Below are 20,710 nucleotides of genomic sequence, written 5' to 3'. Positions count from 1 at the left end.
CCGTGTCACTGAGGCATGAAAAAGGCCCGGCATTTTTCGCCCATGCGCGCCGCGTCGATGGGCGCAGGCGAACGGCCGTTGCCGAATGGCGGCGGGGCCATATTTCCGCATCATGGATGCGAGTGGAGTGATCGAAATGGCAGCGACGGCGGCAATCCGCGAGACCTCGCATCGTCAGACGGAAAGCGCGGCATTCCCGCCGCCAAACGTCTCGGAAAGGCCGGTGGATCGCGCGGCCTGGATCAGGGCCTTCCGCGCCGTGCGTGACGAGACAGAGCGCCGCGCCGCGCCGCTATCGCCGGAGGACCAGCAGATCCAGTCCATGGCCGATGCCAGCCCGACGAAGTGGCACCGGGCGCATACCACGTGGTTCTTCGAGCAGTTCCTCCTGCGCGATCACGTGCCCGGCTACCGCATCTACGACGAGCGGTTGCACTACCTCTTCAACTCCTATTACGTCGCCGCAGGCCCCCGCCAGCCGAGAATCATGCGCGGTCTCATCACACGGCCGACCGCGGATGAGGTCGCCGGTTACCGCACTCATGTGGACCGTGCAGTGGAGGGCCTCCTGGCGGATTCGACCGAGGCGACCCTCGACACGGTGCTGTCGATCCTGGAGATCGGCCTTTATCATGAGCAGCAGCATCAGGAGTTGCTCCTCACCGACATCCTCCATGCCTTCGCGCAGAACCCTCTGAGCCCCGTCTACGATGCCGGATGGCGTTTTCCTCGTCCTGTATCGCGGGGCGGAACCGCCGAGTTGGATGGGAGGGTCGAGAAGATCGGGCATCAGGGCGACGGATTCTCGTTCGATAACGAATCCCCACGCCATGAGACGCTGATCCTGCCGTGTCGGATCGACAGGGGCCTCGTCACCAACGCGCAATGGCTCGCCTTCATCGAGGATGGCGGCTACGCGCGGCCCGAACTCTGGCTCTCGGATGGCTGGCTCGCGGTGCGGGCGGAGGGCTGGGAGGCCCCCGGCTACTGGCAGCGCAATGAGGCCGGGCAATGGTCGAGCATGACCCTCGCCGGACAGGCCAGTATCGACCCGGCCCTGCCCGTCACCCACGTGAGCTATTTCGAGGCGGATGCCTTTGCCCGATGGGCGGGGCGCGATCTGCCCACCGAGTTCGAATGGGAGATCGCCGCCAAGGAGGGTCTGCTCGACGACGCCTTCGGCCTCGTCTGGCAATGGACCCGTTCTGCATATTTGTCCTACCCGGGCTACAGGCCGGTGTCCGGTGCGCTCGGCGAATACAACGGAAAGTTCATGTCGAACCAGTTCGTCCTGCGCGGCTCTTCCGTGGCCACCTCCGAAGGTCATGCCCGGATCGGCTATCGCAATTTCTTCTATCCGCATCAGCGCTGGCAGTTCACGGGGCTGCGGCTTTCGAACTATCGCGACTGATCTCCGTTTCCCTCTCCCGCGAAACCTTACGTCCTTCGGCGTTCCTCGGAGACTTGCCCGTGACCATCAACCCCGTCTTCACGGACGCCACCCCCGTCTCCTCCGTCACTCCGGAGCAGCAGTTCCTCGACGACATCCTCGTGGGGCTCTCGGCGGCACAGAAATTCATTCCGGCGAAGTATTTCTACGACGAGATCGGCTCCGACCTGTTCGAGGCGATTACCCGACAGCCGGAATATTATCCGACTCGCACGGAAATCGGCATCCTCGATGCGTCGGGGCCGGACATCGCATCGCTTCTTCCTTCACGAGCGAACCTCGTGGAATTCGGTAGCGGCTCGACGGTGAAGGTCCGGCGGCTTCTCGTCCATCTCACGGATTTGGCCGCCTACGTTCCGGTTGACGTTTCGGAGAACTTCCTACGAAGCGAAGCCGAAACCCTGTCGCGGGACTTCCCACACCTGTCGATTCAGCCGGTCGCGGCGGATTTCACCCGGCCCTTCACTCTCCCCGACGGGCTCTCCGATGGCGCTGTAGCGGGGTTCTTCCCAGGCTCGACCATCGGCAATTTCGAGCCGCCTCAGGCCGCTCATCTCCTTGCCCATTTCGGGCGGGTTCTCGGGCCTGGAGCATCCTTGATTGTCGGCGTCGATCTCGTGAAGGACAAGACGGTGCTGGATGCGGCCTATGACGATGCGGCTGGCGTTACGGCGCGTTTCAACCTCAACCTGCTCGATCGGATCAATCGCGAACTCGGTGCCGATTTCGACCGATCGGCCTTCGCCCACCGGGCCTATTTCGCACCTGAGGCGTCGCGGATCGAGATGCATCTCGTGAGCTTGCGCGCCCAGGACGTGTCGCTCGCGGGCCGCCGCTTCAGCTTCGCGGGTGGAGAGACGATCCACACCGAGAACAGCTACAAGTACACGATCGACGGCTTCCGCGCCCTTGCGGCTCAGGCAGGATGGAAGGTTGCGAAGAGCTGGACCGATGCCGAGCGCTTGTTCTCGGTCCATGCCCTCACCCGATAAGGGTCAAGCCTTCTTCTCGAGCATCTGCTTGACCTGCATCAACTGGTCCCAGACCGTGCCCGGAGTCGTTCCGAGCACGTCGAATCCGGCGCTGATCCCCCAATAAATTCCGTAGCAGATGATCGGAACGAGGATCCAACCCAGGATTTCCTCGCCCCGGCGCCGCCGTACACGACGACGCCGTCGCTCTTCGCGCCGGGTTAGTTTCTGCGGGCGGGCCGCGACATGCGTGCCCTGGCTGGAGAGCGGTGTCAGGGGGCCCTCTTGCAGATCGCTCATGGATACTCCCCTGTCATCGCGAGTGGCTTCAACGATCCCACTCCAACCTTTCCCGCACCGGCATGAGCCGTGACGGGAAATCGAAGTCTGTGACGTTGCTCGGCGAGCCCCTCGAAGGTGTCACGGCCGAACGTGCGCTGATGCATTTACTCAAAGGCGCTAGCTAGCGACCGAGCCCGCGCATGTCGACAGCAGGACCGCGCATTTTCAGCCCGAACGCGAACGGGGCGCGCCTCCCTCGTAAGGAAGACGCGCCCCGTTCGGCAGAGCTTCGGTGCGATCAGGCCCGGACGAGAGGAACTTTCGGTACCGTGCGGACACCGCCCGAACCACCCTTGTCGTCCTTCTTCGCCTCTTCCTTCTTTCGCGGAGCGGCCTTGGCCCGGCTGCGCTTGCGCTTGCCGCCGGCATTGGTCACGTCCTTCTCCGGTTTCGGTGTCACGGGTCCGGCCGGGAACTCGAAGGCCAGCGCGTCTTTCTGCGCCAGCGTCACACCTTCCTCGGCCTTCTTCAGCACAACCCGAACCGCGCCGCCATCCTTGAGGCGTCCGAACAGGACTTCATCGGCGAGCGGCGTCTTGATCGTGGTCTGGATCAGGCGTGCCATGGGCCGGGCACCCATCGCCTCGTCGTAACCGTTCTCGGTCAACCACTCGCGCGCCTCGTCCGAGAGTTCAATGGTCACGTTGCGGTCGGCCAGCTGCGCCTCGAGCTGGAGCACGAACTTGTCGACAACCTTGGCCACCACGTCCTTCGGCAGATGTCCGAACGAGATGATCGAGTCGAGGCGGTTCCTGAATTCCGGCGCGAAGAGCTTGTTGATCGCCTCGACGTCGTCTCCCGTGCGCTTGGCCTGGGTGAAGCCGTAGGCCGACTTCGCCATGTCCGATGCGCCCGCATTCGTCGTCATGATGATGATGACGTTGCGGAAATCCACCTGCTTGCCGTTGTGATCGGTGAGCTTGCCGTGGTCCATCACCTGCAACAGGATGTTGAAGAGGTCCGGATGGGCCTTCTCGATCTCGTCCAGCAGCAGCACGCAATGCGGATGCTGGTCGATCCCGTCAGTGAGCAGCCCACCCTGATCGAAGCCGACATAGCCGGGCGGAGCGCCGATGAGACGGCTGACCGTGTGGCGCTCCATGTATTCCGACATGTCGAAACGGATCATCTCGATGCCGAGTGACGAAGCGAGCTGCTTGGCCGCTTCCGTCTTGCCGACACCGGTGGGCCCGGCGAACAGGTACGAGCCGATCGGCTTGTCCGGATCGCGCAAGCCGGCGCGCGCCAGCTTGATCGCCGAGGTGAGAGCCTCGATGGCATCCGTCTGCCCGTAGACAACGCGCTTCAGGTTCTCGGTAAGGTTCTTGAGAACCGCAGCATCGTCCTTCGAGACGGTCTTTGCCGGGATACGTGCCATCGTCGCGATGGTCGCTTCGATTTCCTTCACACCAATCGTCCGCTTGCGGCGAGCTTCCGGCACAAGCATCTGCGACGCGCCGGTCTCGTCGATCACGTCGATCGCCTTGTCCGGCAACTTGCGGTCGTTGATGTAGCGCGCAGACAACTCGACGGCGGCTTTCACGGCCTCGGTCGTGTATTTGAGTTTGTGAAACTCCTCGAAATAGGGCTTGAGACCCTTCACGATCTCGATGGCGTCCGGGATCGACGGCTCGTTGACGTCGATCTTCTGAAACCGGCGCACCAGGGCGCGGTCCTTTTCGAAGTACTGACGGTACTCCTTGTAGGTGGTCGAGCCGATGCAGCGGAGCGAACCGTTGGCCAAAGCGGGCTTGAGCAAGTTCGACGCGTCCATCGCACCGCCGGAAGTCGCGCCGGCGCCGATGACGGTGTGGATCTCGTCGATGAAGAGCACCGCGTTCGGGTGCGCCTCGATCTCCTTCATCACCTGCTTTAGCCGCTCCTCGAAGTCGCCACGATAGCGCGTGCCCGCGAGCAGGGTGCCCATGTCGAGGGAGAACACCGTTGCGTCGATGAGAACTTCCGGCACTTCCTTGTTGATGATCTTGCGCGCCAGTCCTTCGGCAATGGCGGTCTTGCCGACACCCGGGTCGCCCACGAGCAGCGGATTGTTCTTCTGACGGCGGCACAGGATCTGGATGGTGCGCTGGACCTCGCTCTCACGACCGATCAGCGGATCGATCCGGCCATCGCGTGCCTTCTTGTTGAGATTGACGCAGTAAGCCTCGAGCGCGTCGCCCTTCTTTTTAGTGCGGTTCTCCGTCTCCTCGCCGCTCGGACGCTCGGTGGAAGGCTCCTCCTCCGCGCCACGAACGGGCTTCGGCTCGGACGCGCCGGGACGCTTGGCGATGCCATGGCTGATGTAGTTGACCGCGTCGTAGCGGGTCATGTCCTGCTCCTGCAGGAAATAGGCAGCATGGCTCTCGCGCTCGGCGAAGATCGCTACGAGCACGTTGGCCCCGGTCACCTCTTCCCGGCCGGAGGACTGGACGTGGATGACCGCGCGCTGGATCACCCGCTGGAAACCCGCCGTCGGCTTGGCATCCTGGCGCCCATCGCCGATCAGGTTGGCGAGTTCGGTGTCCACATACTCGACGAGGCTGCGTTTCAGCGTGTCGACCTCGACGTTGCAGGCGCGCATGACGGCCGCGGCGTCCTGGTCGTCCACCAGGGCGAGGAGCAGATGCTCCAGCGTCGCATATTCGTGCCGGCGCTCGCCGGCGAGCGCCAGGGCGCGGTGGAGAGCTTGTTCTAGGCTGCGAGAGAAGCTGGGCAAAAGCGGGTCCTCGTGTGAAGTGCCTATTTTTTTTCCATGACGCACTGGAGAGGATGTTGGTGTTTGCGCGCGAAGTCCATGACCTGCGTCACCTTGGTCTCCGCCACCTCATAGGTAAAGATCCCGCACTCGCCGACGCCATTCTGATGCACGTGCATCATGATCTGGTAGGCATCGGCCTGTGATTTGTTGAAAAATTTCTCGACCACGTGCACGACGAACTCCATCGGCGTGTAATCGTCGTTGAGAAGGAGCACGCGGTACAGGCTCGGCCGTTTCGTCTTGGGCTTGGTCCGGGTGATGATCGCAGTCCCCGAGCGACCGTCGTCATTGCCGCCCGGTCCAATGGGATCGGCTGCGCGCGGCGTCGAAGGATCGTCAGGGATCGCGCCATCAAGCCCAGCGGTCGTGGTGGCGCCGCCGTGATCCGTATTGAGGGAGACCAGACAACGCATCGGGTCGTCGGACATCGGAATAGCATCGACCCCATTTTTGGCAGAGAAGCCCGGACGCGGATCGTGAGACCCCACCGGCTTCCCGACTGCACGCTGGCGCCGCGCGCCTGCTTCACCGTCAATCTATAGGCCGTTTCCCGACTTCGCCAGTCGCCTGCGCGCACTTGTCCGGTACGTGGCCCGGTGAACGCCTGCCGCCGGGCGGACTTTACCCGGCAATGCCGCGGGAAGGTGCGATGACGCACGAAAAAGGGCGACCGAGCCGTCGCTCGATCACCCTTTAGCATATCTTTCTTGTCGTCGCCGGCTCCAACGCCGGACGGACGCTCAGTTGGTAGCGGGAAGCTTGATCTTGGTCAGGCCCTCGAGCGGTTTGCCGATCTCCTTGGCGAGCTCGGCATACAGGCCGCCGACCAGCTTCGCTTGAGCGACCATGCGCTCGTAGGACGCTTTCATGAACTCGGCCTGGATTTCCATGGCGCTCTGAGGGGTCTTCGCCTCAGACAGCTTCTTCATCGTGGCGGTGCCATGCTCGAAGGACTGCTTGGTGAAGTCCGCCATCTCGGTGCCGACGGTCTGGTTCGTCCGGGCGACGAGCGACACGCTCTTCATCGCCGAATCGAAGCCGGACTTGTCGAAAGCGGGGATCTTGTCGAAGGGCTGGAAAGTCATGGGATGCGAGATACCCTTGCGGGCATTCCTCTGGGGCCGGATGTCGACAAGGCCGGTTCCCCGACCCGCGGAATCGACCAACGCCGTCTTTATGTGCAATGCACCATCGATCGTCAAGATTTATATTGCACCGCAGCGAAAGCGAGCAAATTGATGCCGAGGCATTAACCGGGCCGTAACCGCGTCGACCTAGCCTGATTGACAGATGTTGCGAGGGCACGGCGGCACGTTCGCCGGCCTTGCAGTGATGATGCAGTGCAAGCCGACCTCAGGGTCGGTTGTCGAGGACACCCCGTCGCGATGCGTAGCGTTCCGAGTCGCTCCCGGACGACCCATGGACTGCCGGCCCTGATTACGGCCGCAGCCGTTCTCACGGCCATCGCCTCGCCCGCCGATGCGCGTCGTGGGCACCATCACCGGGGCGGTGGCGGGGGCTACAACCCGCCCTACGCCGCCATGGTGGTCGATGTGAAGACGGGCCGCACCCTGCACGCGGTCAACGAGGATTCCCTCCGCCACCCGGCGTCGATCACGAAGGTGATGACGCTCTACATGCTGTTCGAACAGCTCGAGCGTGGCCGTTTCAACCTCGACTCGCCCCTGACCATCTCGGCATTCGCCGCCGCCCGGCCGCCGTCCAAGCTCGGTCTCCGGCCCGGCTCGACGATTGAGGTGGAGGACGCGATCAAGGCGATCGTGACGAAATCCGCCAATGACGTGGCCTGCGCCATCGGCGAGAACATCGCCGGCTCGGAGCCGAAATTCGCCGAGATGATGACCCGCAAGGCACAGGCCCTGGGGATGTCCCGGACCAACTACGCCAACGCCTCGGGCCTGCCCGATGCGGACCAGATCACCACGGCGCGCGACCTGACCATCCTCGCCCGGGCGATCCAGGACCGGTTTCCGCGCTACTACAAGTACTTTCAGACCCGCTCCTTCGCCTTCCGCGGCCGGGTCATCGGCAACCACAACCGGCTCCTGGGCAATGTCGAAGGCGTGGACGGCATCAAGACCGGCTACACTCGCGATTCCGGCTTCAACCTGATGACCGCCGCCAAGTCCGACGACCGCCAGATCGTGGCGATCGTGCTCGGCGGAAAGTCCGGTGCCAGCCGCGACCGCATCATGGCCGATCTCGTCCGGGCGAACCTGCCGCGCGCCTATGCCGGCAACCGCCAGGCACCGGCGGTCACGGAAGTCGCCGAGCGTGGCCGCCCGGCCGTGGTGGCGGACGCCACGTCGCGGACGCGCACTCAGGTCGCCTCGGCCGACGACGAGGAGATCGAGGTGGAGACCACCGCCTCGACCCAACCTCTCGACATCAGCCCGCGCCAGACCACGACCCCTGGAAGCGCCGGTGCCAAGTGGCGGAGCGGCGCCCTCCCGGCCTCGGCTCAGGCCTATGCACCGAGCAGCGCGCCCGCCGCTTTCCCTGGAACCAAGGCTTCGCCCAGCGGCAAGTCGGATGCACGTCTCGCATCGGTCGATGGCGCCCGGCCCGAGCCCGCCCCGAAGTCAGCGTCCACGAGCCGCGTCACGCCTACCGCCTGGGTGATCCAGCTCGGCGCCATGGACGACGAAGACAAGGCTAAGTCGATGCTTTCCGAGGCGCGCAGCCGGGCCGGAAGCGCCCTTTCCAAGGCCTCGCCCTACACGGTCAGGGTCGATCATGGCGGCGCCACCCTCTACCGGGCCCGGTTCTCGGGCTTCAGCGAGCAGGAAGCCGCGCAGGACGCTTGCTCGACCCTGAAGCGCAACGGCTTCAACTGCTTCGCCACGCGAAGCTGAAACCCGCCATCGTGACGGCTTAGCTTTTCAGAAGCTGGAAGCCCTCCTGACATCGGTGACGACGCCATTTGCGTCCTCGCCGAACCCAGTCGGCTGTTCGCCGGCCGGGTCCGATCGAGCATTTTTCTGGCAACGCGCGTGGAGTATCAGCGATGTCGGCTCACAAGCCTGTCTCGGGCCGCGTTGATGCGCGAAGCCCCCTCGACCGTTCCGCCCTGGTCGGGATGCCACCGTTTCATCAGCGTGCGATGAGCCGTGCGGATCTGCTGCAGGGTCGCCCCGCTCTGAAGCCCCAGGATCTGGTGGGCCTCCTCTTGCGTCATCGCCCCTGGATCCGGCGGACGGCGCGACCGCGCGTCGGAATCTCTCTCAGCGTCTTCACGCCCGGCGGCCGTTCTGCCGTCGAGATACGTCTGTAAACGGCGAGCGGCGATGCGGTCGACTTTGCGGCAGACGGCGAGGATCTGTATCAGCGCCGCTTCAGGAAGCTGCGACAGGCGCCGCCCGGCATAGGGACCGATCTGGACGATCCCGTCAGCGGTCCGCCCATCGGGCATCACCTCGAACAGCACGATCGTGGGCCGCGAGACGGATGCGCGCCTGAACAGGCCGCGAAGCCGGACGAGCACGGCGTCTACACCATCGAGGAACCAGAACGCGACGCCCCCGAACAGGATCGCGAGTTCGATCCGACCACGAACCGCAGCCACGCCGGCCAGGGCGAGCAAGACATAGCCGCCGATCCGTCTCGCCAGTCGCGGCGTGATCAGCCGACCCATGCGCCGGACGAGGTGGGGCTTGGCGGTCTTGGCGTACCACCACAGGACGAACAGGGCCGCGAGGGCGGCAAGGATGGTCATCGGCGCATGTCGTGGTCGAGCGTGACCCGTCCGCCGATCCTGACCTGGACATCGCCGATCCGGTGGAAACCGCCCTGCGTTCCCACCTGCTCGGCGCTGCGATCCGGACACGTGTCGCGCGGCGGGAGGCGCCCCCCCTCGGGAGCATCGTCGCGGCATAGGCGCCGCGACGCGTCCCTCGCTCCGGCCGGCATCACGCCGAGCACGAGCGCGACGCGGACGAGGGATCGGAACAGGCGGGCCTTCGTCGTCATTGCGGTGTCTTGCGTGTTGTCGTTCGGCGCGGTTTCAACCCTACTGCACCGGAAACGGCCTTTGTGACAGCCCGGCCTGGGAAAGCCTTATTGCCGCGTCTCTGCCACATCCGCCGTGATGACCTTCACCTTGCGGATGCGGCCGTCCCGCTCGACGGCGAGATCGACGGCCTTGCCGATGCCCGCCGCCTCCATCGCGGCGGTGAGATCGGCGAGGCGGTGCACCGGCTGACCGCCGGCTCCGACGATGACATCGCCGATCGTACCGGTCTGGACATCGACACCGCGCAATCCGGCCTCGGCGGCCGGCGATCCGCGCAGGACCCGCAGGACCACGACGCCGTCGATCCCGAGACGCGCGGCGGTCGCTTCCTGACCGGCGATGATGCCGATGCCCGGATTGCGGGTGCGGCCGTTGCGGATGAGTTCGGGCACGACCCGGTTCACCACGTCCACGGGGATCGCGAAGCCGATGCCGGCGCTGGCGCCCGAGGGAGAATAGATCGCCGTGTTGACGCCCACGAGTCGCCCCGCGGAATCGAGGAGCGGCCCCCCGGAATTGCCGGGATTGATCGCGGCGTCGGTCTGGATCACGCCGGACAACTCCCTCCCCTCCCCCGTCGGGAGGCGGCGACGAAGAGCGCTGATGACGCCCGTCGTGAGGGTATGGTCGAGGCCGAACGGGTTGCCGATGGCGAAGGCCGCTTGCCCGACCTTGAGATCCGCCGAGGTACCGATGGCCAGGGGCGGCGGAACGACACCGGTGCCGCCGAGGCGAAGCACGGCGAGATCGTAGCTCGGCGCGGTCCCGACGATCGTCGCCGGGCGGACCTCCCCCGAGGATAGGCGGACGGACACCGAGCCACCCCGCTGGGCCGCGCCCGCCACCACGTGATTGTTGGTGACCACGTGCCCGGCGGCATCCCAGACGAAGCCCGTGCCCGTCTGCGCGCCGTTGCCCCCTTCGCCCTCCTCGGAATCGGGGCTCATCAGGGAACGCCCCTGGGCAGCGGCCTGGGCGAAGACATGCACGACCGACGGGCTCGCGCGCTCGAACAAGGTCGCGGTGGACGTTTCGGATGGGGCCAGATCCCCCCGGGCCGTGATCGCCCGAGGAGTTTCAGCCGAGAACAGGAGCGCCGCCAAATAGGGCTGTCCGACGTAGAGCGCCATGAGCACCAGGGCCGCCGTGATCGCCATGCGGCCAAAGCGATCCGACATGTCACATCCCTTTCACAGCTTTGGAAAAATTCTGGACTGCGTCCGTCGCATTAACTGGTCGGTCACCCATCTCCGTTCAACTGTTTTCACGGGCGGCACGATCCGAGTGCGCGGGCACACGGTTCCGTCCTAAGGTTCAAGCTACAAGTTCAATCAGCACTGTCACCCTAAACTCTTCATCATAAAAAGAGGGCGTCCCAGGGCAGCCGCTTAAAGCTTTGTGTTCAAAACATGATGTTTAAGGCGGGGGATAAAGGATCGGGTCTGCCATACTCATCATGGCAATGCCCAAATTGATCGCAAAGCTGCCCTAGAGATGCTTCCATTCTCACGGAAACACGTCCCGCTCTGGCTGCACCGAATGCTGGCCCAGCAGCACAGACCCGCGGGGAACGACCCTCTCAGGTTCAAGGAAAACATCGCTATGGAAACCGAAGCCCTCGAACGTCCCGCCGATCTAACGATCTGGCGGACCACCCCCGTCCCGGCGCCGCTGGCCCAGCCCGCGCGCTACGGCACCCTTCGCGAGGCGATCGAGGCCGCCGCAGGCGCCCTGACCGACCCGGCAAAGCAGCCGTGGATCATCACCGAGGAAGGCGAAATCCTCTCGCCGAACTGGATCCGCACCTATCTCAACTAAGGTGATGCGGCCTCTCGCAACCTCCTGACGAGGCCAGGAAGACCCAGCCGCCGGCGCGGAACCGACCGCGCCGCACGGCGGACGTCCCGATCTGTCGTGAACCGAGCCGAGCTGTCCGTTACGTTTTCGGCCCCTGGCGACACGCACGACCCATCCTGCCGGATGACCTGCCCCGATGCGGGCGATCATCCGGCCTCTCCACCGATGGTAACCGGGGCTCAGACCTGCCGGTCCACGACTGCGCCTTGGCCTTCGGGAAGAACAGCCTTCTGTTGATCGGCGGATTGCTGCAAGAGCTGGGCGATGGCCCGATCACTCTCACCCTGCTTGCGTATGAAGGTCGTCTGCATCGACTCGCGCGTCGCAGCGCTCTGGTTCGAGACGATCGACTGCGCGAGGCCGGCGATGGAATCACTCATGAACGGGGTTCCTCATGGCTCAGACGGGCTTAGCCCGCTCGATCTTGCCAAACACTGAAGAAAGCCAGTCGCTATTGTTTGTAATTTCCCCGTTCGATCTCGCCGTGCCTATAAACCTCCGGCTTGTTCACGAGGGAGACCAGAACGTAGGAAACGATCATCAGCAGGTACCAGGAACCAAGCTTCGGCCAGGAAACCATCGCCCAGGTCGATACCTGGTTCGGATAGAGCCAGACCCGCGTTCCGGTGCCGATGTTCTCGGCGAGCCAGATGAACAGGGCGACGAGCAGGAAGCCCAGGAGAAGCGGCATCCGCCGGTGTACCCGCCAGACCTTGAAATACACCCAGGTTCGGCCGAACAGCAGAGCCGTCGCCGCGAACAACCCGAGGCGGATGTCCGTTACGTAGTGGTGCGTGAAAAAGTTAAGGTAGATCGCCGTGGCCAGCAGAAGCGTCGCACCGGTGCCGGGATGGTGGGTGAAGCGGAAATCGAACAGGCGCCACACCCGGGCGATGTAGGAGCCAATGCTCGCATACATGAAGCCCGTGAAGAGCGGCACGCCGGCGATGCGGAACAGGCTCACCTCCGGGTAGATCCATGATCCGACGGCGGTCTTGAAGATTTCCATTACCGTCCCGACCACATGGAAGAGAGCGATCACCTTCGCCTCCTCCCAGGTCTCCATGCGCAGAGCGAGAAGGACGACCTGGATCATCACGGCCGAGAGGGTCAGCATGTCGTATCGGCTGAGCGTGGCCTGGGCGGGATAGAACAGGTAGCTGCCGATCAGGAGGGCGCACAGCAATCCGCCGAACAGGCAGGCCCATCCCTGCTTGATGCCGAAACGCAGGAATTCGTAGACCCCGGCCACCAGAGGTCCACGTGCCAGAGCCCAGGCGCCGACCCGCGCCTCGATGGCGACGAACCGGGCAATGGGGCGCCATAGGCAGGCCGCGCTGGCGGTCGGAATGTCTGTCACGGTGGCTGTCCCGAAGCTTTTGCGGTCTCCCTTTACCCGAATGGAGACCAGGCCCACATCGAGGCTCGGCCTTATCGATCGCGCGAGAGACCGACCGTTTGACGATCCACACGTTGTCCGACGAAACCGATCCCGAAACGCGCCGCGTGCGGCGGAACCTCGCCCGGCTTCAGGTTCTGCTCGAACGCCGCCGCGTACGCGCCGTGGCCATGCGCGGTGTCCGTGGGGCTCTCGGCGGCGGCGCCAGCTTCGCCGCCTTGGTGAAGCTGAAGCTCGCCGGCTCCCTCTTGCTCAAGGGCGGGCTAGCCTTGCTCGTCGGGCTCTGTTTCGCCTGGCCTGTCGTGGCCGGTCTACTCCTCGGGCTCGTCCTCGTCGTTCTCGCCGTGGTGGGTGCCTTCGAGGGCGAGGCGCCGAGTTGTCCCGATTCATGCTGGAGCGCCTCAAGGCGACGCGACAGGCTGCGCGAGCTGATCGACGAGCGTCTCGGATGGCTCGAAAGCCGCACCGGCCCGGCACCGCGATATCGCCGACCGTGACGAGATTGTCCCGCTCGTCGAACCCGGACCGACCGGTCCGATGACGTCACTGTTTCTCAAAATGGATTTGAGAGGGATAGCCCGAAGCCGGTGCTTCACTATAATGCTTCGCCAAACGCCGCCGCACGAGTTCGATCACATGACGTCCCGTATCCCCGATTTCGCGAACGTCCCCTACGCGGCAGATGCCTTCACGGCGCCAGTGCCGCCCGCAGGCGAGCCATGGATGACGCCCGAGGGCATCCCGGTGAAGGGCGTGTACGGGCCGGAGGATCGCGAGGGGATCGAGTTTCTCCATACCTATCCGGGTGTGGCACCCTACCTGCGCGGCCCCTACCCGACCATGTACGTGACCCAGCCCTGGACCATCCGGCAATATGCCGGCTTCTCCACGGCCGAGGATTCGAACGCGTTCTACCGGCGCAATCTCGCCGCCGGACAGAAGGGCCTGTCGGTCGCCTTCGATCTCGCTACCCACCGCGGCTACGATTCCGATCACCCGCGTGTCTCGGGCGATGTCGGCATGGCCGGCGTGGCGATCGATTCGATCTACGACATGCGGACGCTGTTCTCGGGCATCCCGCTGGACGAGATGACCGTGTCGATGACGATGAACGGCGCGGTGCTGCCGATCCTCGCCCTCTACATCGTGGCGGCCGAAGAGCAGGGCGTGCCGCCCGAGAAACTCGCGGGCACGATCCAGAACGACATCCTCAAGGAGTTCATGGTCCGCAACACGTACATCTACCCGCCGGCGGGCTCGATGCGGATCATCGGCGATATCTTCGCCTACACCTCTGCCCATATGCCGAAGTTCAATTCGATCTCGATCTCCGGCTACCACATGCAGGAAGCCGGGGCGACCAACGACCTAGAACTCGCCTACACGCTCGCCGACGGCGTCGAGTACATCAAGGCGGGTCTCGCCGCCGGGCTCACCATCGACAAGTTTGCCCCACGACTGTCGTTCTTCTGGGCGATCTCGACGAACTTCTTCATGGAGATCGCCAAGATGCGGGCGGCGCGCCTGATCTGGGCCAAGCTCGTAAAGGAGTTCGAGCCGAAAACGGATAAATCCCTCCCCCTGCGCACCCACAGCCAGACATCGGGCTGGTCTCTGACCGCACAGGACGTGTTCAACAACGTCACCCGCACGTGCATCGAGGCGATGGCCGCGACGCAGGGCGGCACCCAGTCGCTTCACACCAACGCCCTCGACGAAGCACTCGCGCTCCCCACCGACTTCTCGGCCCGCATCGCCCGCAACACGCAGCTTTTCCTGCAGCAGGAGAGCGGCACGACGCGCATCGTCGACCCGTGGGGCGGCTCCTACTATGTGGAGAAGCTCACTCAGGACATCGTCGCCCGCGCCTGGGAGCACCTGCGCGAAGTCGAGGAATTGGGCGGTATGGCAAAGGCCATCGAGGCCGGCATCCCCAAACTGCGCATCGAGGAAGCGGCGGCCCGCGCCCAGGCGCGGATCGATTCCGGCCGTCAGACCATCGTCGGTGTCAACAAATTCAAGCCCGAGGACGATCGCGCCATCGAGTTGATGCGCGTCGACAATGGCAATGTCCGCATGCTGCAGATCGACAAGCTCAAGAGGCTGCGCGCCGAGCGCAATCAGGCCGATGTCGATGCCGCGCTGGCGGCACTGACCGCAGCCGCCCAGGGAGAGGGCAATCTCCTGGCGCTAGGTGTCGAGGCTGCCCGCGCGAAGGCCACGGTGGGAGAGATTTCCGACGCCCTGGAGAAGGCCTGGGGCCGGCATCGCGCCGAGATCCGCTCGATCTCGGGTGTCTACAAGCGAGAGGTAGGTGGCATGTCGCCGGTGGTCGAGACCGTTCGTCAGCTCGTGGAGACCTTCGAGGAAAATGACGGGCGGCGCCCGCGCATCCTCGTCGCCAAGATGGGCCAGGACGGGCACGACCGTGGCCAGAAGGTCATTGCGTCGGCCTTCGCCGATCTCGGCTTCGACGTCGATATCGGCCCACTCTTCGCCACTCCGGCCGAAGCCGCACGACAAGCTGTGGAGAACGACGTCCACATCGTCGGCGTTTCGTCTCTCGCCGCCGGCCACCTGACGCTGGTGCCCGAATTGAAGGCGGCGCTGACTGAACAGGGACGCGGCGACGTGATGATCGTGATCGGAGGCGTGATCCCCCCGGGTGACTATCCGGCGCTCTATGCCGCTGGCGCATCAGCGATCTTTCCGCCCGGCACGGTCATTGCTGAAGCAGCCGTGAAGCTGATCGAGGAATTGAGCGGCAGGCTTGGCTACAACGCGCGGCAGGCCGCCGAGTAGGATGACCGTATTGCCGCATCGGCATTCTTGAAGATAACTCCGAGGCCATTGCCGGACGCTCACCTCCTGCCCTAATCGCGTCCGTCGCATATTTTGCCCCGCAACGGGTTGGTTGCGGCGCAGCAAGATCGTATTTCCCGGCATCGTACTGAACCTGAAATTGTGAGTTGACGCCGATGGCCTCAGGATTTTCCGCCCTCATCCATCCGGTCATCCTATGCGGTGGCTCCGGTACGCGATTGTGGCCCGCCTCCCGCGAGAGCATGCCGAAGCAGTTCACGCCGCTCGTGAATGCCGATAGTTCGACCTTCCAGGACACGGCCCGTCGCGTCGCGGATGGAACCGCCTTCTCGCGGCCGACGATCATCACCAGCAGCGACGCCCGCTTCATCGTAGCCGAACAGCTGCTTCAGGCCGAAGTCCAGGCGGACATCGTTCTCGAGCCCGAGCGGCGCGACTCAGCCGCGGCCGTCGCGGTCGCCGCCCTCCATGCCGCCCGGCGCGACCCGGAAGCGGTAGTGCTCATCCTGGCCGCCGATCACGTCATCGGCGACACGGCTGCCTTCGTGGATGCTGCGCGCGCCGCCGCTGTTGGCGCGCAGGCCGGTCGGATCATGACGCTGGGGATCGAGCCCACCGCACCGTCCACGGCCTATGGCTATATCCGCAAGGGCGCATCGATTGACGGGGTCGAAGGCGCGTATGAGGTCGGTCGCTTCGTGGAGAAGCCCAACCGTCACGGAGCGGAAAGCCTGATCGCCGACGGCGCCTTATGGAACAGCGGCTACTTCCTGTTCCGGGCCGACGTCATGCTGGCCGAGCTGGAGACCTATGCTCCGGAAATCCTGGCCGCCACCCGCGCCGCTCTCGATGGGGCGACGACCGATCTCGATTTCCTGCGCCTGGATGCTACCGCCTTCGCAAGCGCGCCGAAGACCTCGATCGATTATGCCGTGATGGAGCGGACCGATCGCGCCGGAGTCTTGCCGGTGTCCTTCCCCTGGTCCGATGTCGGCACCTGGGACGCGGTCTGGGACGTGTTGCCCCGTGATGCGTTGGGTAACGCCGTGCGCGGTCGCGTGGAACTCGTCGAGACCCGCGGTAGCCTCGTGCATAGCGAAGGCGAGCATCTCACTGCCGTGGTGGGTCTCGACGATGTCGTCGTGGTCTCGACCCCGGACGCCGTCCTCGTGACCTCGAAGGCGAAAGCCGGCCTCGTGAAGGAACTGGTCACGCAGTTGCGCGAAAAGGCCCATCCCGAGGCGGATGCGCATCGTCGGATGCTCCGCCCCTGGGGTTGGTACCAGCGCATCGATATCGGCGAGCGCTTCCAGGTGAAGCGCATCATGGTGACGCCGGGCGGGCGGCTCTCGCTGCAGAAGCATTTCCACCGGGCCGAGCATTGGGTCGTGGTTCGCGGGACCGCCGAGGTCACCGTGGACGATCGCGTCGTGCTGGTTCACGAGAACGAGGCCGTGTACCTGCCCATCGGTTCGATGCATCGTCTCACCAATCCGGGCAAGATCCCCCTCGAACTCATCGAGGTCCAGGTCGGATCCTATACCGGTGAGGACGACATCATCCGCGTCGAGGACATCTACGGACGATAGGCGCGACGGCCGGGGGTCAAGCGGCTACGGGTCGCTCGACCCGGCCGCGATAGGACAGGGCCTCGGCGAGATGGAGGCGGCGCACCTGCTCTTCGCCGTCGAGATCCGCCAAGGTTCGTGCCACGCGCAATACGCGGTGGAAGCCTCGTGCCGAGAGACGCATCGTCTCCGCCGCGTTGCGGATCAGAGCCGTACCGTCTGCATCAGGCGCCGCCATCTCCTCGATCAGCGGCACCGGACAGGTTGCGTTCGTGACGACGCCGGTCAGGCCGTGCGCCGCGAAACGTGCGGCCTGCAGCGCCCTTGCCGAGGCCACGCGAGCCGCTGTCTCCGCCGAGCCTTCGGCCGGAGGAGGCAAGATCAGATCGGCCGCCGTGACGGCACCAACTTCGATCCGCAAGTCGATGCGATCGAGGAGTGGCCCTGAGATCCGCGCGCCATATTGGGCGACGCAGCGGTCGTTGGGTCCGCGCCGGCAGGCATAGCCCGGCTCCAGGGCCTGACCGCACCGACAGGGATTCATGGCGGCAATCAGCTGGAACCGCGCGGGGTACGTCACCCGGTGATTGGCGCGGGCTATCATGACCTCGCCGGTTTCCATCGGCTGGCGCAGGGAATCGAGCACCTGCGGTGTGAACTCGGGAAGCTCGTCGAGGAACAGCACGCCGCCATGCGCCAGTGAGGCCTCGCCGGGGCGGGCATTGATACCACCTCCTACGAGGGCAGCCATCGACGCCGAATGGTGAGGTTGCCGGAACGGCCGACGGTTCGACAGAGCTCCGCCTTTCAACTCACCGGCCACCGACTGGATCATCGAGACTTCGAGGAGCTCGCGGGGCCCGAGAGGCGGCAGGATGGAGGGAAGCCGGGCCGCGAGCATCGATTTACCCGCACCGGGCGGGCCATTCATCAGAAGATTGTGGCCTCCGGCGGCGGCGATCTCCAGGGCACGTTTGGCTCCCTCCTGGCCCTTGATGTCGCGAAGGTCCGGCAGCCGTCCCGTGGTCGTGGCCACGGCCGGCTCGGGGCGTGCCATGACCTGACTGCCCTTGAAATGGTTCGCGAGCTGGATCAGGGAGCGCGGGGCCAGAACGTCCATGTCGCCACCGGCCCAGGCCGCTTCAGGCCCAGTCGCGGCCGGGCAGATCAGACCGAGCCCCCGCGAATTCGCCGCCATGGCGGCAGGCAAGACGCCGTTCACCGCTGTGATCGTGCCGTCCAGGGCCAGCTCGCCGAGGACGCAATAACCGGCGAGCGCATCGGGCGGGATCGCGCCGATGGCGGCCATCACCGCAAGTGCGATGGGCAGATCGTAATGCGATCCCTCCTTAGGCAAGTCCGCCGGAGCGAGGTTGACGGTGATGCGCTTTGCCGGAAGCGCGAGTCCCGATGCGATCAGGGCCGAGCGGACGCGCTCCCGTGATTCCGCCACGGCCTTGTCGGCCAGACCAACCACCATGAAGACCACGGCGCCGGGAGCGATCTGCACCTGCACGTCGACGGCACGCGCCTCGATTCCCTCGAAGGCAACGGTGGCGACGCGGGTGACCATGGTTTCGAGCCTCTGAGGTTAAGGCCAAGGTTATGGCGAGCCGGCGCCCGTGACAACCAGCGCGTGCGCCCATGTGGAATTGTCATGGAACTCCGGCAGGGCTGTACCGTTCGCAACCGTCTGATTTCCATCCAAGGAGATGTCCATGTCGATCAAGACAGCCGGCCTCGCAGCTATTGCCCTCGGTTTCGCCCTGACCGGAATCGCCTTCGCCGACAGGGCACCGACGCCCGAGGAACTCACCAAGATCGAGGCGACCTTGAAGAAGGAAGGCTTCGTGAAGTGGAAGAAGATCGAGGTCGAGGATCATGAGATCGACGTGGACGATGCCGTCGATGCCAACGGCAAGCAGTTCGACCTCGAGCTCGACCCCAAGACCTTCGCCATCACCACCCGCGAAGCCGAATAGAGGTCCGGCCTCGTGAGGCGCTTGCGTTACGCCGAAGCGCCGGCCATATAACGCTCGGGAGGTTGGCGAGGGACGTTTCACTCGCCAACCGGGTCAGGTCCGGAAGGAAGCAGCCCTAACGAGACCGAGCGGGTCTTCGTCCAGCCTCCCACCTTCGTCGATCCTCACCGATCGACCTGTCCGAGGCCCCGCGTGGCGGCATTCCCCCGACCCGGGGCCGTTCGAACCACGCAAGGCGGCATGGACGCGACTTCCGGCACACCGAGCGATCTTCCTGGCCTGCCGGGCTTGCCCGAGCCCGTGCCGGCGGTGACGCCCTATCGGGTGCTCGCCCGCAAGTATCGCCCGCAGAATTTCGACGATCTGATCGGCCAGGGCGCCATGGTGCGCACGCTTGCCAATGCGTTCGCGGCCAACCGCATTCCACAGGCGTGGATGCTCACCGGCGTACGCGGCGTCGGGAAGACGACGACGGCCCGCATTCTCGCACGGGGCCTCAACTATGTCCGCGACGGCCATCCCGATACCGGCCCTACCATCGCCATGCCGGAGCTCGGCCGCCATTGTCAGGCGATCATGGAATCCCGGCACATGGACGTGCTGGAGATGGATGCCGCCTCGCATACCGGCATCGACGACGTGCGCGGCATCATCGACGGCATTCGTTACTCGCCGGTCTCGGCTCGTTACAAGGTCTACATCGTCGACGAGGTCCATATGCTCTCGGAGAAGGCGTTCAACGCCTTCCTGAAGACCCTGGAAGAGCCGCCGCCCCACGCCAAGTTCGTCTTCGCCACCACCGAGATCCGCAAGGTCCCGGTGACGATCCTGTCACGCTGCCAGCGCTTCGATCTGCGCCGGGTCGAGGCGGACACCATGGTCGCGCATCTCGCCCGGATCTGTGCGGCCGAGAATGTCGAGGCAGAGCCGGAAGCCCTGGCGGCGATCACCCGCGCAGCCGAAGGCTCCGTGCGCGATGCGCTCTCTCTTCTCGATCAGGCCATCGCCCATGGGGCTGGTCTCGTGACCGGGGCCAGCGTGCGCGACATGCTCGGCCTCGCCGACAGGGGGCGGATCGTCGACCTCTTCGAGGCGGTGATGCGCGGCGACGTTCCGGCGAGCTTCGCGGAAGTGCGTGGCCAGTACGAGGCAGGTGCCGACCCGGCGGTGATCCTGTCGGATCTGGCGAGCTTCACCCATCTCGTCACTCGCCTGAAGCTTGTGCCCGAGGCCGCCGCCGCGGACCCAACGCTCAGCGCCGACGAGCGCGGCCGGGGCGGCGCATTCGCGGCCAAGCTCTCGGTGCGCGCCCTGTCGCGGGCGTGGCAGATACTTCTGAAGGCCATCCCCGAGGTCCAGGTCGCCGCAAGACCGCTGGCCGCCGCAGAGATGGCGCTCGTGCGCCTCGCCTATGCCGCCGATCTCCCGACGCCGGACGAGGCGCTGAGGCAACTGAGGACCGAGGCTCTGGCATCGCCTCAGACGCAAGCGCCACCCACCGCCTCCCCGCCCGCTCCCAGCAGTGCC

The 20,710-nt window shown here is 65.0% G+C and carries 19 protein-coding genes and 1 other RNA gene; 10 read left to right on the top strand and 10 right to left on the bottom strand.

Annotation, left to right across the window (positions count from 1 at the left end):
- Positions 1-136: 136 nt before the first annotated feature.
- On the top strand, positions 137-1,411 hold the full coding sequence (egtB, locus tag FV220_RS07325) for an ergothioneine biosynthesis protein EgtB (protein ID WP_147830432.1): 1,275 nt from the start codon (positions 137-139) through the stop codon (positions 1,409-1,411).
- Between the two features lie 59 nt (positions 1,412-1,470).
- The gene (gene egtD, locus FV220_RS07320) at positions 1,471-2,442 is read left to right on the top strand and encodes an L-histidine N(alpha)-methyltransferase (RefSeq protein ID WP_147830431.1); all 972 of its coding nucleotides are present in this window, start codon (positions 1,471-1,473) and stop codon (positions 2,440-2,442) included.
- 3 nt (positions 2,443-2,445) lie between these two features.
- Here egtD and FV220_RS07315 read toward each other — a convergent pair whose 3' ends face one another.
- The 4 genes from FV220_RS07315 to FV220_RS07300 all read right to left on the bottom strand — a co-directional run bounded on the left by FV220_RS07315 (position 2,446) and on the right by FV220_RS07300 (position 6,606).
- Positions 2,446-2,721, bottom strand: a complete 276-nt coding sequence (locus tag FV220_RS07315; RefSeq protein WP_018044773.1) for a hypothetical protein — start codon at positions 2,719-2,721, stop codon at positions 2,446-2,448.
- 280 nt (positions 2,722-3,001) lie between these two features.
- Entirely contained in the window at positions 3,002-5,479 is a 2,478-nt protein-coding gene (clpA, locus tag FV220_RS07310) for an ATP-dependent Clp protease ATP-binding subunit ClpA (protein ID WP_018044774.1), read from the bottom strand.
- A 23-nt stretch (positions 5,480-5,502) separates the two neighbouring features.
- The gene (gene clpS, locus FV220_RS07305; RefSeq protein WP_187273352.1) at positions 5,503-5,949 is read right to left on the bottom strand and encodes an ATP-dependent Clp protease adapter ClpS; all 447 of its coding nucleotides are present in this window, start codon (positions 5,947-5,949) and stop codon (positions 5,503-5,505) included.
- A 312-nt stretch (positions 5,950-6,261) separates the two neighbouring features.
- Entirely contained in the window at positions 6,262-6,606 is a 345-nt protein-coding gene (locus tag FV220_RS07300) for a phasin family protein (RefSeq protein WP_051074421.1), read from the bottom strand.
- Between the two features lie 300 nt (positions 6,607-6,906).
- Here FV220_RS07300 and FV220_RS07295 point away from each other — a divergent pair, with 300 nt between their 5' ends.
- Entirely contained in the window at positions 6,907-8,397 is a 1,491-nt protein-coding gene (locus tag FV220_RS07295) for an SPOR domain-containing protein (protein WP_018044777.1), read from the top strand.
- A gap of 146 nt (positions 8,398-8,543) precedes the next feature.
- Here FV220_RS07295 and FV220_RS07290 read toward each other — a convergent pair whose 3' ends face one another.
- The 3 genes from FV220_RS07290 to FV220_RS07280 form a co-directional block, all read right to left on the bottom strand.
- Positions 8,544-9,257 carry a DnaJ domain-containing protein gene (locus FV220_RS07290; protein ID WP_056148465.1) on the bottom strand — a complete coding sequence of 238 codons (714 nt, stop codon included), beginning with the start codon at positions 9,255-9,257 and terminating at the stop codon, positions 8,544-8,546.
- On the bottom strand, positions 9,254-9,511 hold the full coding sequence (locus FV220_RS07285; RefSeq protein ID WP_147830429.1) for a hypothetical protein: 258 nt from the start codon (positions 9,509-9,511) through the stop codon (positions 9,254-9,256). The genes FV220_RS07290 and FV220_RS07285 overlap by 4 nt, the downstream gene beginning before the upstream one ends.
- Positions 9,512-9,598: 87 nt before the next feature.
- Positions 9,599-10,732 carry a trypsin-like peptidase domain-containing protein gene (locus tag FV220_RS07280; RefSeq protein WP_056148458.1) on the bottom strand — a complete coding sequence of 378 codons (1,134 nt, stop codon included), beginning with the start codon at positions 10,730-10,732 and terminating at the stop codon, positions 9,599-9,601.
- Between the two features lie 424 nt (positions 10,733-11,156).
- On the opposite strand from FV220_RS07280, the gene FV220_RS07275 reads away from it, so the two are divergent.
- Positions 11,157-11,372: a hypothetical protein gene (locus tag FV220_RS07275; protein WP_018044781.1), complete on the top strand. Its 216-nt coding sequence runs from the start codon at positions 11,157-11,159 to the stop codon at positions 11,370-11,372.
- Positions 11,373-11,590: 218 nt separating this feature from the next.
- On the opposite strand, the gene FV220_RS07270 is transcribed toward FV220_RS07275, so the two are convergent.
- Entirely contained in the window at positions 11,591-11,791 is a 201-nt protein-coding gene (locus FV220_RS07270) for a hypothetical protein (RefSeq protein WP_027172373.1), read from the bottom strand.
- Positions 11,792-11,862: 71 nt separating this feature from the next.
- On the bottom strand, positions 11,863-12,771 hold the full coding sequence (locus tag FV220_RS07265; RefSeq protein WP_147830427.1) for a DUF817 domain-containing protein: 909 nt from the start codon (positions 12,769-12,771) through the stop codon (positions 11,863-11,865).
- Between the two features lie 113 nt (positions 12,772-12,884).
- Between FV220_RS07265 and FV220_RS07260 the strand changes: the two genes are divergently transcribed.
- The 3 genes from FV220_RS07260 to FV220_RS07250 all read left to right on the top strand — a co-directional run bounded on the left by FV220_RS07260 (position 12,885) and on the right by FV220_RS07250 (position 17,222).
- Complete coding sequence (locus tag FV220_RS07260) at positions 12,885-13,307, top strand: hypothetical protein (RefSeq protein WP_238254217.1); 423 nt, start codon at positions 12,885-12,887, stop codon at positions 13,305-13,307.
- Between the two features lie 139 nt (positions 13,308-13,446).
- Entirely contained in the window at positions 13,447-15,612 is a 2,166-nt protein-coding gene (gene scpA / locus FV220_RS07255; protein WP_056148835.1) for a methylmalonyl-CoA mutase, read from the top strand.
- Between the two features lie 176 nt (positions 15,613-15,788).
- Complete coding sequence (locus tag FV220_RS07250; RefSeq protein ID WP_147830425.1) at positions 15,789-17,222, top strand: mannose-1-phosphate guanylyltransferase/mannose-6-phosphate isomerase; 1,434 nt, start codon at positions 15,789-15,791, stop codon at positions 17,220-17,222.
- A gap of 16 nt (positions 17,223-17,238) precedes the next feature.
- Here the strand turns inward: FV220_RS07250 and FV220_RS07245 are convergent, their stop codons facing one another.
- Positions 17,239-18,774 carry a YifB family Mg chelatase-like AAA ATPase gene (locus FV220_RS07245; protein ID WP_056161978.1) on the bottom strand — a complete coding sequence of 512 codons (1,536 nt, stop codon included), beginning with the start codon at positions 18,772-18,774 and terminating at the stop codon, positions 17,239-17,241.
- A gap of 145 nt (positions 18,775-18,919) precedes the next feature.
- Here FV220_RS07245 and FV220_RS07240 point away from each other — a divergent pair, with 145 nt between their 5' ends.
- From FV220_RS07240 to FV220_RS07230, 3 genes are all read left to right on the top strand, one after another.
- Complete coding sequence (locus FV220_RS07240; RefSeq protein WP_147830423.1) at positions 18,920-19,183, top strand: PepSY domain-containing protein; 264 nt, start codon at positions 18,920-18,922, stop codon at positions 19,181-19,183.
- Between the two features lie 56 nt (positions 19,184-19,239).
- Positions 19,240-19,336, top strand: an RNA gene (gene ffs / locus FV220_RS07235) — signal recognition particle sRNA small type.
- A gap of 87 nt (positions 19,337-19,423) precedes the next feature.
- Positions 19,424-20,710: DNA polymerase III subunit gamma/tau (locus FV220_RS07230; RefSeq protein ID WP_147830421.1), on the top strand; the 1,287-nt coding region annotated here is incomplete at its 3' end.

Origin of the sequence: Methylobacterium sp. WL19, assembly GCF_008040005.1 — a bacterium.
Classification (GTDB): Bacteria; Pseudomonadota; Alphaproteobacteria; order Rhizobiales; family Beijerinckiaceae; genus Methylobacterium; species Methylobacterium bullatum.
Note: the sequence above shows the minus strand (reverse complement) of the source record. Positions and strands in the feature narration are given on the sequence as shown.

Excerpts from the sequence above, each read along its gene's own strand:
- FV220_RS07290 (WP_056148465.1), bottom strand. The coding sequence starts at position 9,257 with ATGACCATCCTTGCCGCCCTCGCGGCCCTGTTCGTCCTGTGGTGGTAC.
- FV220_RS07245 (WP_056161978.1), bottom strand. The coding sequence starts at position 18,774 with ATGGTCACCCGCGTCGCCACCGTTGCCTTCGAGGGAATCGAGGCGCGT.
- FV220_RS07270 (WP_027172373.1), bottom strand. The coding sequence starts at position 11,791 with ATGAGTGATTCCATCGCCGGCCTCGCGCAGTCGATCGTCTCGAACCAG.
- FV220_RS07275 (WP_018044781.1), top strand. The coding sequence starts at position 11,157 with ATGGAAACCGAAGCCCTCGAACGTCCCGCCGATCTAACGATCTGGCGG.
- FV220_RS07315 (WP_018044773.1), bottom strand. The coding sequence starts at position 2,721 with ATGAGCGATCTGCAAGAGGGCCCCCTGACACCGCTCTCCAGCCAGGGC.
- scpA (WP_056148835.1), top strand. The coding sequence starts at position 13,447 with ATGACGTCCCGTATCCCCGATTTCGCGAACGTCCCCTACGCGGCAGAT.
- FV220_RS07295 (WP_018044777.1), top strand. The coding sequence starts at position 6,907 with ATGCGTAGCGTTCCGAGTCGCTCCCGGACGACCCATGGACTGCCGGCC.
- FV220_RS07250 (WP_147830425.1), top strand. The coding sequence starts at position 15,789 with ATGGCCTCAGGATTTTCCGCCCTCATCCATCCGGTCATCCTATGCGGT.
- FV220_RS07280 (WP_056148458.1), bottom strand. The coding sequence starts at position 10,732 with ATGTCGGATCGCTTTGGCCGCATGGCGATCACGGCGGCCCTGGTGCTC.
- FV220_RS07240 (WP_147830423.1), top strand. The coding sequence starts at position 18,920 with ATGTCGATCAAGACAGCCGGCCTCGCAGCTATTGCCCTCGGTTTCGCC.
- clpS (WP_187273352.1), bottom strand. The coding sequence starts at position 5,949 with ATGTCCGACGACCCGATGCGTTGTCTGGTCTCCCTCAATACGGATCAC.
- egtB (WP_147830432.1), top strand. The coding sequence starts at position 137 with ATGGCAGCGACGGCGGCAATCCGCGAGACCTCGCATCGTCAGACGGAA.
- FV220_RS07285 (WP_147830429.1), bottom strand. The coding sequence starts at position 9,511 with ATGACGACGAAGGCCCGCCTGTTCCGATCCCTCGTCCGCGTCGCGCTC.
- FV220_RS07300 (WP_051074421.1), bottom strand. The coding sequence starts at position 6,606 with ATGACTTTCCAGCCCTTCGACAAGATCCCCGCTTTCGACAAGTCCGGC.